This window comes from Pseudomonas sp. BE134 (assembly GCF_031456105.1).
Lineage (GTDB): Bacteria > Pseudomonadota > Gammaproteobacteria > Pseudomonadales > Pseudomonadaceae > Aquipseudomonas.
In genome coordinates, this window is sequence record NZ_JAVDUA010000001.1 from 357,835 (window position 1) to 374,149 (window position 16,315).

At 61.4% G+C, this 16,315-nt stretch carries 18 protein-coding genes; 7 read left to right on the forward strand and 11 right to left on the reverse strand.

The genetic code is table 11. The annotated features are described in order from the left end of the window. Positions 1 to 90 precede the first annotated feature (90 nt). Positions 91 to 834 carry an SDR family oxidoreductase gene (locus J2Y56_RS01515; RefSeq protein WP_310348161.1) on the forward strand — a complete coding sequence of 248 codons (744 nt, stop codon included), beginning with the start codon at positions 91 to 93 and terminating at the stop codon, positions 832 to 834. A 184-nt stretch (positions 835 to 1,018) separates the two neighbouring features. Here the strand turns inward: J2Y56_RS01515 and J2Y56_RS01520 are convergent, their stop codons facing one another. The 11 genes from J2Y56_RS01520 to nirS all read right to left on the reverse strand — a co-directional run bounded on the left by J2Y56_RS01520 (position 1,019) and on the right by nirS (position 10,109). Then, complete coding sequence (locus J2Y56_RS01520) at positions 1,019 to 2,512, reverse strand: cytochrome D1 domain-containing protein (protein WP_310348162.1); 1,494 nt, start codon at positions 2,510 to 2,512, stop codon at positions 1,019 to 1,021. Further along, positions 2,509 to 3,348 (reverse strand): uroporphyrinogen-III C-methyltransferase, encoded by an 840-nt coding sequence (gene cobA / locus J2Y56_RS01525; protein ID WP_310348164.1) that lies wholly within the window; start codon positions 3,346 to 3,348, stop codon positions 2,509 to 2,511. Before cobA ends, J2Y56_RS01520 begins: the two co-directional genes overlap by 4 nt. 70 nt (positions 3,349 to 3,418) lie before the next feature. Next, positions 3,419 to 4,597, reverse strand: a complete 1,179-nt coding sequence (gene nirJ, locus J2Y56_RS01530; RefSeq protein WP_310348166.1) for a heme d1 biosynthesis radical SAM protein NirJ — start codon at positions 4,595 to 4,597, stop codon at positions 3,419 to 3,421. 197 nt (positions 4,598 to 4,794) lie between these two features. Next, positions 4,795 to 5,310 carry a nitrite reductase gene (locus tag J2Y56_RS01535; protein WP_310348168.1) on the reverse strand — a complete coding sequence of 172 codons (516 nt, stop codon included), beginning with the start codon at positions 5,308 to 5,310 and terminating at the stop codon, positions 4,795 to 4,797. Beyond that, positions 5,285 to 5,728, reverse strand: coding sequence for an AsnC family transcriptional regulator (locus J2Y56_RS01540; protein ID WP_310348170.1), 444 nt, complete (start codon positions 5,726 to 5,728; stop codon positions 5,285 to 5,287). Before J2Y56_RS01540 ends, J2Y56_RS01535 begins: the two co-directional genes overlap by 26 nt. Next, positions 5,721 to 6,236, reverse strand: a complete 516-nt coding sequence (locus J2Y56_RS01545) for an AsnC family protein (RefSeq protein ID WP_310348172.1) — start codon at positions 6,234 to 6,236, stop codon at positions 5,721 to 5,723. The genes J2Y56_RS01540 and J2Y56_RS01545 overlap by 8 nt, the downstream gene beginning before the upstream one ends. Beyond that, positions 6,233 to 6,691 (reverse strand): Lrp/AsnC family transcriptional regulator, encoded by a 459-nt coding sequence (locus J2Y56_RS01550; protein ID WP_310348174.1) that lies wholly within the window; start codon positions 6,689 to 6,691, stop codon positions 6,233 to 6,235. Before J2Y56_RS01550 ends, J2Y56_RS01545 begins: the two co-directional genes overlap by 4 nt. A 1-nt stretch (position 6,692) precedes the next feature. Then, positions 6,693 to 7,871 (reverse strand): cytochrome D1 domain-containing protein, encoded by a 1,179-nt coding sequence (locus tag J2Y56_RS01555; protein ID WP_310348175.1) that lies wholly within the window; start codon positions 7,869 to 7,871, stop codon positions 6,693 to 6,695. Beyond that, positions 7,868 to 8,194 (reverse strand): cytochrome c, encoded by a 327-nt coding sequence (locus J2Y56_RS01560; RefSeq protein ID WP_310348177.1) that lies wholly within the window; start codon positions 8,192 to 8,194, stop codon positions 7,868 to 7,870. Before J2Y56_RS01560 ends, J2Y56_RS01555 begins: the two co-directional genes overlap by 4 nt. Positions 8,195 to 8,210: 16 nt before the next feature. Continuing rightward, positions 8,211 to 8,543: a c-type cytochrome gene (locus tag J2Y56_RS01565; protein WP_310348178.1), complete on the reverse strand. Its 333-nt coding sequence runs from the start codon at positions 8,541 to 8,543 to the stop codon at positions 8,211 to 8,213. A 24-nt stretch (positions 8,544 to 8,567) separates the two neighbouring features. After that, a complete protein-coding gene (nirS, locus tag J2Y56_RS01570; RefSeq protein WP_310348368.1) occupies positions 8,568 to 10,109 on the reverse strand; it encodes a nitrite reductase in 1,542 nt (513 codons plus the stop codon). A 346-nt stretch (positions 10,110 to 10,455) separates the two neighbouring features. Between nirS and J2Y56_RS01575 the strand changes: the two genes are divergently transcribed. The 6 genes from J2Y56_RS01575 to J2Y56_RS01600 all read left to right on the forward strand — a co-directional run bounded on the left by J2Y56_RS01575 (position 10,456) and on the right by J2Y56_RS01600 (position 16,155). Continuing rightward, positions 10,456 to 11,259, forward strand: coding sequence for a CbbQ/NirQ/NorQ/GpvN family protein (locus tag J2Y56_RS01575; protein WP_046046542.1), 804 nt, complete (start codon positions 10,456 to 10,458; stop codon positions 11,257 to 11,259). Next, positions 11,243 to 11,830 carry a cytochrome c oxidase subunit 3 family protein gene (locus tag J2Y56_RS01580; protein WP_310348180.1) on the forward strand — a complete coding sequence of 196 codons (588 nt, stop codon included), beginning with the start codon at positions 11,243 to 11,245 and terminating at the stop codon, positions 11,828 to 11,830. Before J2Y56_RS01575 ends, J2Y56_RS01580 begins: the two co-directional genes overlap by 17 nt. A gap of 10 nt (positions 11,831 to 11,840) precedes the next feature. Beyond that, positions 11,841 to 12,098, forward strand: a complete 258-nt coding sequence (locus J2Y56_RS01585) for a cytochrome C oxidase subunit IV family protein (protein WP_310348182.1) — start codon at positions 11,841 to 11,843, stop codon at positions 12,096 to 12,098. A gap of 263 nt (positions 12,099 to 12,361) precedes the next feature. After that, positions 12,362 to 12,802 (forward strand): cytochrome c, encoded by a 441-nt coding sequence (locus J2Y56_RS01590; protein ID WP_310348184.1) that lies wholly within the window; start codon positions 12,362 to 12,364, stop codon positions 12,800 to 12,802. A 3-nt stretch (positions 12,803 to 12,805) separates the two neighbouring features. After that, positions 12,806 to 14,236, forward strand: coding sequence for a cbb3-type cytochrome c oxidase subunit I (locus J2Y56_RS01595; protein WP_310348186.1), 1,431 nt, complete (start codon positions 12,806 to 12,808; stop codon positions 14,234 to 14,236). 77 nt (positions 14,237 to 14,313) lie between these two features. Beyond that, positions 14,314 to 16,155, forward strand: coding sequence for a VWA domain-containing protein (locus J2Y56_RS01600; RefSeq protein ID WP_310348188.1), 1,842 nt, complete (start codon positions 14,314 to 14,316; stop codon positions 16,153 to 16,155). Positions 16,156 to 16,315 lie beyond the last annotated feature (160 nt).

Genomic DNA, 16,315 nt, shown 5'->3' on the forward strand with positions numbered 1-16,315 from the left:
CGCCGTCAAGTCGTTTTTTCTTCTCCTGCTCAAAGATAGGGGCTCGCTACGTCCCCAGTGCTTGGCATCCGCGATGCCCAGGAGAACATGATGAATACTGAGTTTCAGGATCGTTTGGCGGTGGTCACAGGGGCCAGCTCCGGGATTGGTCTGGCACTGTGCGCCGCGCTGTTACCGCGCGGGGTCAAGGTGCTGGCGATGTCTCGGACCCTGGGTGAGCTGCCGGCGTTGCAGCAGATCTACGGTGAACGGTTGCAGTGGTTTGCCGGGGATGTCACGAGTCAGCAAGACTTGCGCGAGCTTTCCGAGCGCGCGGCGGCGATTGGCCCTGTGGACTATCTGGTGCCCAACGCGGGAATTGCCGAAATGGCTGACAGCCTGGATATGCAGGCCTTTCAGCGTCAGTGGGCGGTCAATGGTGCCGGGGCGTTGAATACGTTGGCGGCGTTGCGGGGTGAATTGGCGAACCCGGCTTCGGTGGTGTTTGTCGGGAGTTTCCTGACTGGTTCGAGCTTTCCTGGGTTGGCTGCGTGCATTGCCAGTAAGGCCGCGCTGGCGGCTCAGGTGCGGACGCTGGCGGTGGAGTTTGCGAGTTTTGATGTGCGGATTAATCTGGTTTCGCCGGGACCGACGGCGACCTCGATGTGGGACAACCTTGGGTTGAGCGAGGGGGAGCTCGGCGACGTCGCCGACACCCTTGGTAAACGTCTGTTGCCCGGTCATTTTCTCGACGCGGCGGCGGTGGCCAATGTGATTGTTTTTCAGCTGTCGCAGGGTGCTCGGGGTGTTTACGGTCAGGACTGGAAAGTCGATAACGGATACACCTTGGGTTAAAGGGCGAAGACAAACCTGTGGCGAGGGAGCTTGCTCCCGCTCGGCTGCGTAGCAGTCGTAAAACCAGCGCCTGCGTTTAATCTGAATGTACCCAGTGACGGATTATAGGGGCGCTGCGCGCCCCAGCGGGAGCAAGCTACCTCGCCACAAGTGCGATGTATATTTCGGTATTGGGGCACAAGGCCTAGTGCGAAGTCCCCTCCGCAAACTCAATCTTGTTCCCCACGTTGTACTTGCCCGAAGGCTTGTTCATCGGAATACGTTTGATCTCCTTGAGGGTGTTGCTGTCGTACACAATCAGCGCGCCATCGGTGGCCCAAATGCTCAACAGCAGGAAACGGCCATCTCGGGTGAACTCAACATGAGCGGCAGTTTTACCGGGCATCGGGCGCAAGGTGTGGGCAATCTCCAGCGTCTGTTTGTCGATCAGGTGGATCGCATCGTTGTCGGGCCCGAAGAACACGTCGCTCCAGGCATACCGCGAGTTGACGTGACTGCGCATAAAGAAACCCGGCCCTAGGGTCGGGATTTCCTTGATCAGTTTCCAGGTCTTGAAGTCGATGACCGAGATCAGCCCCTTGCTGATATTCGGCGTGGCGAACACCCACTCACCGTTGCGTTTCCAGTAGGTCCCCGAGCCCAAATGCGGCATGCCCGGCAGCGGGATGTCGGTGATCACCTTGCCGCTGTCGAGGTCGATCACCTGACCGCCCTGGGCCTTGCGCGACGTGGCCAGCAGCTGTTTGTAGTCCGGTGAAAAAGAGAAGTCGTCGAGAACATCTCCGGCAGGGATCCGCCGTGGTTCGAAAGTTGGTGTGCCGGCCCAGGACAATTCCCAGACTTCCTTCACATCCTTGAGCGCCACGATGAAACTGTCGCGCGGCGGGGCGGAGTAGACCGCGCTGACCCGTGACGCGGTGCCGTCCTGACCGATCGTGGGGATGGTTTTGACCAGCGACAGATCGCGGGCATCGAGCACCACCACATTGCCGGGCAAATAGTTGCCCACCAACACCCAGCGTCCATCCTTGCTCACCGCCAGGTTGCGGGTGTTGAGACCGGCGCGGACCTCGGCGATCAGTTTCAGGTTGTGCAAGTCATACAGGCTGATCCAGCCGTCACGGGAGGCGAAGTAGACGAAGCGCCCATCCGGCGAGAACTTCGGCCCGCCATGCACGGCGAAGTGCGAAGCAAACCGCGCCAGCACCTCAAAGCGGTCACCGTCGAGGATGTCGATGTGATGGTCGCCGGCTTCCACCACCACGAACAGGTTCAGCGGATCGGCGCCATGCTGGGGCGTGGTCGGCAATTTGCTGAGGTCCGCGAGCATCGAGTGACTGCCGAGAATGTCGTCATTGCTCCAGGTGGGCGGGGTGGCGGGCGGTTGCTGAAGGTAATCCACCAGCGCGTCGATCTGCGCGGGGCTGAACACAGTGGCATAGCCGGCCATCTGGCTCGCGGGGCGGCCGTTCTGGATCACGCTGCGGATTTCATCAGGTTTGATCCGGCTGAGACTCTCCGGCAACAACGCCGGCCCCGCACCGCCTAGACGGTTAATGCCGTGACAGCTCTGGCAATGCTGCTGATAGTTTTCCGCCGCCTGTTCGAGTGCCGGAACCGCTGCGCCGGCCTGGGCCGCGATGATCCATAACAGGTGGGCAAGGAGCATGCGCCTCATATCGCCACCTTGGCGTGGCGTTGCAGTGCTTGCGCCGGATAAAGCCGCGCCGGGTATTCCAGCTGTTCTGCGGCGAACAAATCGACCACGGTGCCGATCACCGTCAGCGTCGGAATGCCCGGTGGACAATCCATCGCCAGGGTCGGCAATTGGTGCAGCTTGCCACGGGCGACGTGCTGGTCGGGACGCGTGCCGTTGCTAATCAGCGCCGCCGGTGTATCGGCCGACAGCCCGGCTTCGATCAAACGCTGAGCGATGATCCCCAGGTTCGACAAGCCCATGTAAAACACCAAGGTCTGACTACTGTCGGCGAGGATGCTCCAGGGCAGCGACAACTCGCCATCGCGTTGCAAATGGCCGGTGATGAACCGGCAGGAATTGACCAGGTCGCGGTGGGTCAACGGTATGCCTGCGTAAGCGCTGCAGCCGGAAGCGGCGGTAATGCCCGGCACCACCTGGCAATCAACGCCGCGTTGCAGCAGGTACTCCAGCTCCTCGGCGCCGCGGCCAAAAATGAACGGGTCGCCGCCCTTGAGCCGGACCACGCGCTGCCCTTGATCGGCAAGGTCGGCGAGCAGTTCGTTGATCTGTTCCTGGGGCAGGCTGTGGCAGCCGCTGGCCTTGCCCACGTAATGGCGGGCGCAGGTGAGGGGAATCAAGGTCAGCAGTTCCGGGCTGATCAGCCGGTCGTACACCACGACGTCGGCCTGCATCAACAGGCTCCAGGCGCGCAAGGTCAGCAGGCGTGGATCGCCGGGGCCGGCGCCGACCAGGGCAACTTCGCCCGGCCGGAACGGGGACTCAAGTGTGGCCGGTATAGCAATCGATGGAGGCATGGGAAGTCCTTGGTGCTTCATCAGGTTGGCCGGCCCCAGCCTTTGTCAGCTGGTTGGCCGGACGGGCTATTCAGTGGGTGATGCAAGGGATGGTCATTGACGGCGCAATCCCGATTTCGTCATCGCTGAGGTGGCAGCCGGGGTCCTGGCCCCACAAATCACCCTCGGCCCATGCGCGGGTTCGGGTGTTGCCGTTGCAGATGGGCAACCAGCGGCATTCAGCACAACGACCGCCGACGGAGCGGGGATGTTCACGCAGGCGCAGCAGCAGGGCATCCGGCTGATCCAGCCACAACGTGCGGAACGGCGTGCGCCGGACATTGCCCACCGAGTGCTGCCACCAGTAGGTGTCCGGGTGCACTTCGCCGGTGTTGTCAATGTTGGCAATGCCGCTGCCCGAGGCGTTGCCGCCCCAGGCGCGGAGCATTTTTTCCAGGCGTGGGTAATGCTCGGGCAGACGAAGGCTTGCCCATTGCAGCAGCAGAATTGCGTCGGCATCGTTGTTGCCGCTGACAAAATCGCTGTCGCGGCCCTGTTGGATGTCTTCCCAGGCGCGCTCAAAGATCAGCGTCATCGCCTCGCTGCTCATCTGCTGGTGTGCGTCGAGTTTGCGACTGCGTTTGCCGCGACCGCTGTAGTTGAGGTGCGACAGGTAAAACTTTTGCACGTCGTACTCGCGCATCAGCGCCAGCAGTTGGGGCAACTGCGGGTTGTTCTCCTGGGTCAGGGTGGTGCGCAGCCCGACGCGAATGCCCTGTTCGCGACAGAGCCGGATCGCCTGCATGGAACGGGCGAAGCTGCCCTTGAGTTGGCGGAAGGCGTCATGGGTGGCTTCCAGGCCATCGATGCTGATCCCGACGTAGTCGAAATTCGCTGCGCTGATCTGTGCGATGTTCTGCTCATCGATCAGCGTGCCGTTGGTGGACAAGGCCACAAAGAAACCCTTGGTCCGGGCGTAGGCGCTGAGCACAAACAAGTCCTCGCGCAACAACGGTTCGCCACCGGAAAGAATCAACACCTTGACGCCGGCATCGTGCAGGTCATCGATCACGGTCAGCGCAGCGGCCGTATCCAGTTCATCGCGAAAGACACTGTCGGCCGAGGTGGCGTAGCAATGCTTACAGGTTAGGTTGCAGCGCCTGAGCAGGTTCCAGATCACCACCGGCGCCCGATTGCTGCCCGGAGGACTGGTTCTGGGCGCAGGCGCCTGGCCGGCCAGTGCACGCAGGTATTGGCTGATCCTCAACATGTAACTCTCCTTCAGTCAGAGCGTGTTCAGCGCGAAGCGATAGGCAAACGCAAGCCTGACGCCCGTAGCAGCTGTCGAGCTTGCGAGGCTGCGTTCGGCGACGCAGTCGTCGTGAAATCAGACACTGCGGTGTCCCAGGAATACCGCGTTCGCAGGGTTTACGACGACTGCGTCGCCGAACGCAGGCTCGACAGCTGCTACAAGGGATGCGTTGAACTGGCCGGCTTTAGGCGGAAGCCGGTTTTTTTCAGGATGCGGCTGCTCACCAGCATCTCGTCGGTCCCACAGGCGTCGCCCAGCAAGTAGCGCAGGTGCTCGCGGTAGTTGTTGATTTCATCGCTGCTGCGGCCATGCACCATGGCGAACAGGTTGTAGCGCCAGTCGGTTCGGCGCGGACGGCGATAGCAGTGGCTGACGAAGGGTTGCGCGCCGATCAGCGCGCCGAGGCGCGGCATGTCGGTGTCCCGCACATCCCAGACCGTCATGCCGTTGTGGCGATAGCCCAGTCGGTAGTGATTGGGCACGGCGGCGATCCGCCGAATCGCGCCCTCGGCTTGCAAGCGCTTGAGCAGATCCAGGGTGGCCTCGATGTTCAGCCCCAGCTGTTCGGCGAGCCACGCCCATGGGTCGTCCAGCAGCGGCAGACCGGCCTGGGTCAACACGATCAGACGCTGGACGAGGGTATCTTCAGGCCGGGAAATACAGACCGACATGGTAGGTCTCCTCTTTGGGCAGGTTGAGCAGCGGCAATCCGGTCAGGGTTTCGATGTGGTGCAGGGTCTCGGTCAGGTCCTGTTCAGTTGCGCAGGCGAGCACGAACCACATGTTCCAGGCGTGCTCGCGTCGATAGTTGTGCGCTACCTCAGGCAGGCCATGCAGTTGCTCGGCAACCTCTTCAAAACGCTCTTCCGGGACCGCCAGCGCGGCGAGGGTGAAGGCGCCACCCAGCCGTTCGATGTCGAACATCGGGCCGAAGCGCGTGAGCATTCCGTCATTGAGCAGGGTGTGCAATCGGCCGAGTAGTTCAGTGCTGCTGGTCTCCAGTTCGGCAGCCAATTCCCGCCAAGGGTGGCGCACCAGCGGCAGACCCAGTTGCAAGCGGTTGATCAGCCGGCGGTCGAGGTCATCCATGGGTCGGTGCTCCTGTGCGCGAGGGTGCAAAGCGGCCGCCGCACTGCTTGAAGACCTGGGTGCTGAACAGCAATTGATGGGGCAGGTCGCTCAGCAGATGCTCTTCCAGCAACGCCTGGATCTGCGCCTCCACCTGCTCACGTTGACGCCCGTGCACCATGCAAAACAGGTTGTACCGCCACTGCGGCAAACGCCGGGGCCGTTGATAGCAGAGGTTAATGCCGGGCGCTCGCCCCAAGCGCTGGCCGACTTCGTCGATCAGCGCATCGGGAATATCCAGCACCAGCATGGCGTTGGCGGTAAAGCCCAGCGCGCGATGGTGCAGCACCAGGCCGATACGGCGGAACAGCCCTTGCTCGCTCCACTGGCGCATTTGCTCGAGCACCCGGTTTTCGTCGGTGTTTATCCGTTCGGCGAGTTCCTGATAGGGGCGCGCTACCAGGGGCAATCCGCCTTCGAGGTGCCGGCGCAGCGCCAGCGCTTGTTTGGGGCTCAATCCAGATGTCATGAGTTTTCTCCCAGGGCAAAGCCCAGGTCGATGCGGTAGGCGGTCAACATCGGCAGGTCCAGCGGCATGAGGCCGGTGTCGTTCTCCAGTTCCTTGAGTACGCGGTCGATGTGTTGGCGATCAGGGGCGGTCAGCACAAACCACAGGTTGTAGAAATGCTCCCGTGCGTAGTTGTGATTGACCTCCGGGTACTGACTGACGCGATCGGCCACCTGTTGCAGGCGTTCGGCGGGCACGGCGAGGGCGGCAAGGGTGCTGGCCCCGGCGCGGCTGTGCTCGAACACCGGACCGATCCGTGAGAGGGTGCCGGCCCGATCCATTTCTTCCAGGCAGGCTATCACTTGCGATTCTCGGCACCCGAGAATCCGCGCCATCTCCTTGTACGGTGACGGGCACAGCGGCATGCCGTGCTGGAAGCGGTCGATGAGTTGGCGGCTGAGCAGCTCAAGGTTCATTTCAATACCCCATTTTCTGCGCACGACTGCTGAAGAAGATGCCGCTCGGCGCACTGGCGGGCAGGGTGCTCAGCAGCTTCAGGCTGTACGGATCCCAGACTTGCACCTGATCGCCGTCGCGTAACGACAGCCACAACTGGTCACCGCGCGCGGTGAATTCCATGTGCAGCACCGCTGGCCCCGGCTTCAGATCCGCGACCACGGCATGGTTTTCGGTGTCGATGACCTGAACCCGATCGTTGTCCGGGTAGGCGAAGTTGACCCACAGCTGCCGACCGTCCGGGCGCGACGTGACGAACACCGGTTGACCGGCGACCGGGATCGCCGCGGTCTGTTTCCAGGTGCGCGAATCCATCACCAACACCTGATGATGACCCACGGCGGGCACGAAGGCCTGGTTGTCGGCGACGGCCCAGCCTTCCAGGTGCGGCATCTTGTAGACCGGGAGTTTCGCCTGGCCGCGTCCGTAGTCGCCGAGTACCCGCTGCACCCCGCGCTCTGGATGCCAGAGGTCGAGTTGCGCCATGCCGTCTTCACCAAACAGGCCGGCCATGTAATAACGCCCATCGGGTGTAATCAGAGCGTCGTAGGGTTGTTCACCGATGCCGGTGAATCGGCTGACCTGCGGTGTGTTGCCGTGACTGAAATCGGCGGTCCAGATCTCGCCGGTATCGAACAGACTGAACACAAAACGTTGTCCCGGCGCGTCGACCAGGCCGACCACCCGGGAGCGCTTGCTGCCATCGGCGAGCGGCGTGGCCGGAATATCGGCCACCTGTTGCAGGGTGTCGGCATCGAACACCTTGACCCCGCCGGGCACGTAGTTGGAGACCGCGATCAACTTGCCGTCCTGGCTGATGGCGCCGCCGATGCTGTTGCCACCCTGGATGACGCGATGATCGATACGCCGGGTCAGCAAATCGATTTTGCTCAACCCGCCGTCGCGACCGAACACGTAGGCGTAGCGCTGGTCACGCGAGAACACCACCGAGGCATGGGACAGGTCGCCGAAACCTTCGAGTCGAGCCAGCGCGGTGTGGGTGTCGCTTTCGATGATTTGAACGCTACCGGTGGCGCGCTCCACGACCACGCCCAGATCGCCGGTGCCGCGCAACGGTGGTTGAACGCAAGCGGACAACAACAGCCCGGTCGCCGCTGACAGCAGAATTGAACGGATCATGGTGCGGGATATCCCTGGAGAAGAAGATCGACCAGCCAACGGATGTCGTCGAGGCTGAGCAACGGAGCCCAACCGGGCATCGCGGTGCCGGGCCGGCCTTGGGCGACGGTGGCAATCAGGCTGTCCCGTGACTTGCCGGCCAACGCTGCGCGCGTCAGTTCGGGGCCCAGTCCGCCGGTCAGGTGCAGCCCATGGCAGGCGCCGCAGTCCTGGGTCAGCAGGTGTTCGAGTTGCGCCTGACGCTGGGCGTCAGGCGCCGCAACCGCGGTTGCGCAAATGAGGAGGAGGGCCGCCAGAATCACAGCGTGTCGATAAACCATCATGGCGTCCTCCAGGCGGTTATTTGAGTGTCAGTACCCAGGTCGCGAGAATTTTCGCCTCTTCTTCAGTCACCGGGTTTGCCGGCATCGGCATCGGGCCCCAATTGCCTTGTGTGCCGTTCTTGATGTGGCCGGCCAGGGTGTCCACGGCCCCGGGTACGCCAGCGTTCTTGGCCGCTACATCCTTGAGCGCCGGGCCGACAATCTGGGTGTCGATGGAGTGACAGGCTGCGCAGGGTTTGCTCTTGAACAGCTCCAGCGCGTCTTGGGCCATGGCCGGCTGCGCGCTCAGCGCAGCGGTCAGGGCGAACAGTGAGAACAGTGAGAACAGTGAGAACAGAGTATTTTTCATGGTGTTTCCTTGCATTGATGGAGCTCAATAGATGTCGTGTTGGGTGTTGTAGACGTTGAACTTCCCGGTGGGTGTGATCAGTCGTTTGTCCTTGATGACTGACTTGAGCTTCAGTGTTTTGTCGTCGATCACCACCAGCGCAGATTCGTCTGCCTGACTACTCCAGACGGAGAACCAGACTTCATCGCCGGCCTTGTTGAATTCCGGTTGCACTACGCGCATGGCGCCTTGCTTGATGCCCGCGTATTCAGCGATGGGCAGCACGGTGTAGCCGGCGTCGAGTTTGTCGATGTTGAACACCGCAACCGACTGGCTGAGCTTGGCGTCCGGGTTGAGGGTGGTGTCGACGTACAGGTGACGAGACTTGGGATGGGTTTTGATAAACAGCGATCCGCCGCCCTGGCCCTTGAGTGAGCCGACTTGCTTCCAGGCGTATTGCGGGTGTTTGGTCGGGTCGGTGCCGATCAGCGAGATGCCGTCATCACCCAGATGGCTGGTGGCCCAGACCGGTCCGTAGGTCGGGTGATTGAAGTTGGCGCCGCGACCCGGGTGAGGGGTTTTGCCGACGTCCACCAGCGCGGTCAACTTGCGCTCCTTGGAGTCGATCACGGCGACCTTGTTGGAGTTGTTGGCGGCGGTCATGAAGTAGCGGTGCGTGCTGTCCCAACCGCCGTCATGCAGGAAGGGCGCGGCGTCGATGTAGGTGACGGTGAGGTTTTTGATGTCCTGGTAGTTGACCAGCATCACCTTGCCGGTTTCCTTGACGTTGACGATGAACTCCGGCCATTCGTGGGAGGCGATGATCGCCGCGACCCGGGGTTCCGGGTGATATTCCTGCTTGTCGACGGTCATGCCTCGGGTCGAAACGATCTGTTTCGGCTCCAGGGTTTCTCCATCCATGATGGTGAATTGCGGCGGCCAATAAGAACCGGCGATGGTGTACTTGTCTTCGTAGCCCTTGAACTTGGAGGTCTCGACCGAGCGCGCCTCGATGCCCACTTTGACTTCGGCAACCTTGGTCGGCTCCACCGGCCACAGGTCGATCATGTCGATCCGGGCGTCTCGACCAATCACCAGCAGGTAGCGGCCCGAAGCCGAGATCCGCGAGATGTGCACCGCGTAACCGGTCTCGATCAGTTTGACGATCTTCTTGCTGTCACCGTCGATCAGGGCGATCTTGCCGTCATCGCGCAACGTCACCGAAAACAGGTTCGGCAGGTTGAGTTTGCTCAGCTGCTTCTTCGGACGATCCTCAGGTTTGACCAGCACCTTCCAGGTTTTCAGCGTCTCGGCCATGCCCCATTCCGGCGGCGTCGGCGGCGTGTGCTGAATGAACTTGGCCATGACCGTGATCTGATCCTTGGTCAGCGCATTGGACGTCCCCCAGTTCGGCATGCCCGCCGGTGAGCCGTAGGTAATCAAGGCCTCCAGATACGGTTGCCCGCGGCTCTGGGTAATGTCCGGTGTCAGCGGTTTGCCCGTGGCCCCTTTGCGCAGCACACCGTGGCAGCCGGCGCAGCGCTGGAAGTAGATTTCCTTGGATGAGTCGAACTCGGCCTGGCTCATGTCGGGAGCACCAGAGGTTTTGACCGTGGGCGGGGTGGCTGCAGCGGGGGGCTCTTCGGCGCTGGCGGCATGACTCACCGCCAGGGCCAGTGCCGAACACAGCGTGGTCAGGGTCAGGGCAAACGTTTTTCTATTGCTGATCAGCATTCCATTTCTCCTCAGGCAAGACCTTTGCGATGTGCTGAAACGGCAGCGCAGAACGCAGGTTCTTAGTGCCGTGCAAGGCTATGCCTGAGCAGGCCAATGTTCGCTTGACGACGATCAAGTTTGCCGGCCATCTCACTTGCCAGGTTGTCGCAGGGGCCCGTAGCGTGTTCCTTGAATCCGCTTTTGGAACATGCAGCCCATGGACCGTACCCAGTCTTGCGAACACCCGATCGAACCCTTCTACCAACCGCTGAATAATGAGGAGGCGCTGTTCGAACAAGCCTGGCGACACGGCATGCCGGTGCTGATCAAAGGCCCGACGGGGTGCGGCAAAACCCGTTTCGTCCAGCACATGGCCCATCGGCTGAAACTGCCGCTGTACACCGTGGCTTGCCATGACGACCTGAGCGCGGCCGACCTGATCGGCCGTCACCTGATCGGTGCCCAGGGCACCTGGTGGCAGGACGGACCGCTGACCCGCGCGGTGCGTGAAGGCGGCATTTGTTATCTGGACGAAGTGGTCGAGGCGCGCCAGGACACTGTGGTCGTATTGCACCCCCTGGCCGATGACCGTCGCGAGTTGTTCCTGGAACGCACCGGTGAAGTGCTGAAGGCGCCACCGTCCTTCATGCTCGTGGTGTCTTACAACCCCGGTTACCAGAACCTGCTCAAAGGCATGAAACCCAGCACCCGCCAACGTTTCGTGGCGATGCGCTTCGGCTATCCGCCGGTGGCCGATGAGGAACGCATCGTTGCCCGGGAGGCTCAGGTGGACAGCGCGCTGGCGGCGCAAGTGGTGCGGCTGGGGCAGGCGCTGCGCCGGCTAGATCAACATGATCTGGAGGAGGTTGCCTCAACGCGACTGCTGATTTTTACCGCGCGTATGATCCGTTCCGGCATGAGCCCCCGTGAGGCCTGCATGGCCTGTCTGGCCGAGCCGCTGAGCGATGATCCGCTGACCGTTGCCGCGCTGATGGACGTGGTTGATGTCCACTTCGGCTGAGTCAACGGGCGTCACGCGCCGTCACTTGCCGGGCGATCTGGCGATGTGGTTTTTCATTCTGGCCGAGCTGTCGGTGTTCGCCATCCTGATCCTGACGTTCGCCGTGACCCAGGCGCTCAAGCCGCAGATGTTCAGCGAAAGCCGTCTATTGCTGAACACGTCAACCGGGTTGGCGATGACCCTGAGCCTGCTCACCGCGGGGCTGTTCGCCGCGTTGGCGCAGGAGCACGTCCGGCGCTCACGATCCCGCCACGGCGCCGTCTTCCTGCTGATGGCGTTGCTCGCTGCCAGTGTCTACGTGGTGTTAAAACTCACGGAATACCGGCACTTGCTGGCCTCGGGGCTGGGCATGGAGCACAACACGTTTTTCACGTTGTACTGGATTCTCACCGGTTTTCATTTTCTCCATGTAGTGCTCGGCATGGTCATTCTCGGATGGCTGGCCGAGCGCTGTCGCCGTGGCCTGTACGACGCCAACACGCGCAGCGGATTTGAATCCGGCGTGTTGTATTGGCACATGGTCGATCTGATCTGGGTCATGCTGTTTCCGCTGGTCTACGTGCTGAGTTGACGAGGTTCTCATGACTGTTTCCAGGGTTTTGCTCGTCTGTTGGGCGGCGCTCGCGACGTTAAGCGTCTGCACCGTGGTGCTGGCGCAGGTCGGTGCGACGTGGTTGTTGTCGATTGCCATTTTGCTGGTGGCGGTCGGCAAGGCATGGCTGATCACCGATGGCTTCATGGAAATGCGCCACGCACCGCGACTGTGGCGGCGCTTGATGTTGAGCTGGGCGCTGGTGTTGGCGGCTGTTGTGGGGCTGACACTAATTTTGTTCCGTTAACCAATCCCTGTAGCAGCTGGCGAAGCCTGCGTTCGGCTGCGCAGCAGTCGTAAACCCTGAATGCACGGTGTAACTGACGGACCGCATTGCCTGATTTCACGACTGCTGCGCAGCCGAACGCAGGCTTCGCCAGCTGCTACATGGACCGAGTACGGCTCACGTGTAATACCCGACCAAAACCATCTGCCTTTCTTGATCGCCATCAAGCAGGTTTAAACCCTTCGCTTCCTATGATGGACGGGCCTAGCAAAGAGGAAGCGACCATGTCAGACACCTTCACCAAAGGCATGGCCAGGAATATTTACTTCGGGGGAAGCATTTTCTTCTTCCTGATATTCCTGGCTTTGACCTATCACACGGAAAAGACCTTTCCAGAGCGCAGCAATGAAGCGCAGCTCACCGAATCAGTGGTGCGCGGCAAGTTGGTCTGGGAACAAAACAATTGCATCGGCTGCCACACGCTGTTGGGCGAGGGCGCCTACTTCGCGCCTGAGCTGGGCAACGTGTTCCAGCGGCGCGGCGGAGAGGCGGGCTTCAAACCCTTCCTGCATGCCTGGATGAAGATGCAGCCACTGGGCGTACCGGGTCGGCGCGCGATGCCTCAGTTCAAGTTGAGTGACCAGGAGGTGGATGACATCGCCGAGTTCCTCAAATGGAGCTCGAAAATCAACACCAATGGCTGGCCGCCAAACAAGGAGGGCTAAGAGATGAGCATTGCAAATCCGCATCTGAAATTCGCCTCGCAATCCGTGGCCAAACCGTACTTCGTGTTTGCTCTGATCCTGTTTCTCGGTCAGATACTGTTCGGTTTGATCATGGGCCTGCAATACGTGATCGGAGACTTTCTGTTCCCGATCATCCCCTTCAACGTGGCGCGGATGGTGCACACCAACCTGCTGATCGTCTGGATATTGTTCGGCTTCATGGGGGCTGCCTACTACCTGATTCCGGAAGAGGCCGACCGTGAGCTGCACAGTCCGAAGCTGGCGATCATCCTGTTCTGGGTATTCGCCGCCGCTGGCGTATTGACGATCCTCGGTTACCTGCTGGTGCCTTATGCCGGCCTGGCCAGGCTGACCCACAACGAGCTGCTGCCGACCATGGGTCGGGAGTTCCTGGAGCAGCCGACCATCTCCAAGATGGGCATTGTGGTGGTCTGCCTGGGCTTCCTCTACAACATCGGCATGACCCTGCTCAAAGGGCGCAAGACCACCGTCAGCATGGTCATGATGACCGGGCTGATCGGGCTCGCGGTGTTCTTCCTGTTCTCCTTCTATAACCCCGGCAACCTCGCCCGCGACAAGTTCTACTGGTGGTGGGTAGTGCATCTTTGGGTAGAAGGCGTGTGGGAACTGATCATGGGTTCGATGCTGGCCTTCGTCCTGATCAAGATCACCGGTGTGGACCGGGAGGTCGTGGAGAAATGGCTCTACGTGATCATCGCCATGGCGCTGATAACGGGGATCATCGGTACCGGTCACCACTTCTTCTGGATCGGTGCACCTGAGGTCTGGTTGTGGGTGGGTTCAATCTTCTCGGCACTCGAGCCGCTACCTTTCCTGGCGATGGTGATATTCGCCTTCAGCATGGTCAAGAACCGTCGGCGGGACCACCCGAACCGCGCGGCCACGCTGTGGGCCAAGGGCACCACGGTCACCGCCTTCTTCGGCGCTGGCGTCTGGGGTTTCCTGCATACCCTGGCACCGGTCAACTACTACACCCACGGTTCGCAGTTAACGGCGGCTCACGGTCACCTGGCCTTCTACGGTGCTTACGCGATGATCGTGATGACCTTGATCAGCTATGCCATGCCGAAACTGCGCGGACTCGGTGAAGCAGCGGACGAGCGTTCGCAGCAACTCGAGATCTGGGGCTTCTGGTTGATGACCCTGTCGATGGTCATGATCACGCTGCTGCTCACCGCTGCCGGTGTTGTGCAGATCTACCTGCAACGCTGGCCGGTGGATGGCGTCGCGTTACCGTTCATGGCCACAGTCGATCATCTGCAAGTGCTGTTCTGGGCTCGTCTGGGCGCCGGTCTCGGTTTCTTCGCAGGGCTGCTCTGCTACCTGTCCAGCTTCAAGCGGCGGGTGCCAGTGGGGATCACTGCGACTGCCGCCTCCGCTGTTCGTTCGTGAGTCGATAACAACCTGAAGGAGGACGGCCCGGCTGGTACAGCGGGCCGTTTCACATTGGTTTTCAGAGGAAAAAAACCATGGCCTTTACCGTCGAACTGGAAGAGTGGGTCGGCAGCGTCTGGCATCGCTTCATCACCCGGCGCGCCAGCCCGGACTTTCCCGAGGCCCGGGTCGAACTGATCCACCAGCAGCGACCGCTGGCGTTGTTGTTTCGCGCCATGGGAGGCGCCAATGGCGTCGGCGTGGAAGCCGCCAGCGACCGCGATCTGCTGTTGCGACGCAACGTGTTGCAGCAGATCGCCGGCACCTGCAAGCAAGTGCCCCTGGCGTGGTGCGACGAGGCGAACCTTCGTCTGCCGTCGAGCCTCGCGGTGTTTCCTGAAATCGCGCTGAACGAGGAACTCTATCGTTGGCTCGCGTTGCTGGCAGCCCAGGCCGGCCAGATGCGGCACTGGGGTCGGGACAATCAGCGCTGGACGCAACAGCTGTTGCGGCGCTATCCCGCGTTGCGTACCCGGTACAAACGTTTGGTTGATGCTCATCTGCAACTTCGCCCGGATCCGGCGACGCTGAACCCCGGCGAAGCAGCGCTGGAGCGGGCGCTATGCCAGGCGCTACGCGAGCCGGGCAGTGTCGAACATTTTCCCCGCAGCGAACGGGCCGCCTGGCCGCTGCCGCTGTGGTTGTACCCACCGCAAAACCTTGCCAGCCCGCAGGCGGCCGATCTCGGTGACGAGTCGGAAGAGTCGCTGACGACCCCGCCCGGAGAGCAGAAAGGCGGAAGCAAACGCGCCAAGCGTATCGATGAAGGCAGCCGCGACGGCGGGTTGTTGATCGTGCGCCTGGAGAACCTGTTCAGCTGGACCGAACACGTGGACCTGGATCGCTGGTCAGACGACAGCGAAAACCCTGACGCCGCCAGAGTCGCCGAGGACCTCGACGAGTTGAGCCTGTCGCGCACCCGTCTGCGCAAGGGCGGCGGCCTCAAGCTGCACCTGGATTTGCCGCCCGCCGATGTCGACGATATTCCCCTAGGCGAAGGCATCAAGTTGCCGGAGTGGGATTACCGCAAACAGCAGATGCAGGACGCCTTCGTCAATCTGCAAATGATGGTGCCCCGCGACTGTGAGGCGCAGCCACTGCCGCCACGATTGAAGGCCTCGGCGCACCGCCTGCGCCGCCAGTTCGAGCACCTGCGCAATGACCGCCAATGGTTACGCCACCAACCCCAAGGGTCTGAACTTGACATGCAGGCCTGGCTGGATTTTCACGTTGAACGCGAGCATGGCCAATGTGCGGAACGCGGTTTGTTCATGGAACAACGGCAGACGCGCCGCGACCTGGCGTGCCTGTTGCTGGCCGATGTGTCGATGTCCACCGACGCGCATTTGAACGATGAGCATCGGGTGATTGATGTGATCCGCGATAGCCTGCTGCTGTTCGGCGAGACCCTGTCGGTACTCGGTGATGATTTCGCCCTGTACGGGTTTTCCTCGCTGCGTCGTCATCAAGTGCGCATGCAGGAACTCAAGTCCTTCACCCAGCGCTATGACGACAACACCCGCGGTCGCATTCAAGGGCTCAAACCGGGTTATTACACGCGCATGGGTGCCGCCATCCGCCACGCCACCCAGCTGCTGGGCAAGAGCAAACGACGCAGCAAACTGTTGCTGCTGCTGACGGATGGCAAACCGAATGATCTGGATTTGTATGAGGGGCGCTACGGTGTTGAAGACACCCGCGAGGCGGTGCTGGAGGCGCGGCGTCAGGGGTTGACGCCGTTCTGTATCACGATTGATCGCGAGGCCGGGGATTACCTGCCGTACATGTTCGGCGCCAATGGCTACACCTTGATCCGCCAGCCCGAGCAATTACCCCTGCGCTTGCCGCAGTTGTATCGGCAGCTGACCCAGCCGTGATGAACACGGTCCCTGTAGCAGCTGCCGAGCCTGCGAGGCTGCGTCCGACTGCGAAGCAGTCGTAAACCCAGTCGCCGCGGTGTGTCAGATAAAAAGGGGACTCAGGATTTACGACTGCTTCGCAGCCGAACGCAGGCTGCGCCAGCTGCTACAGGGGGTA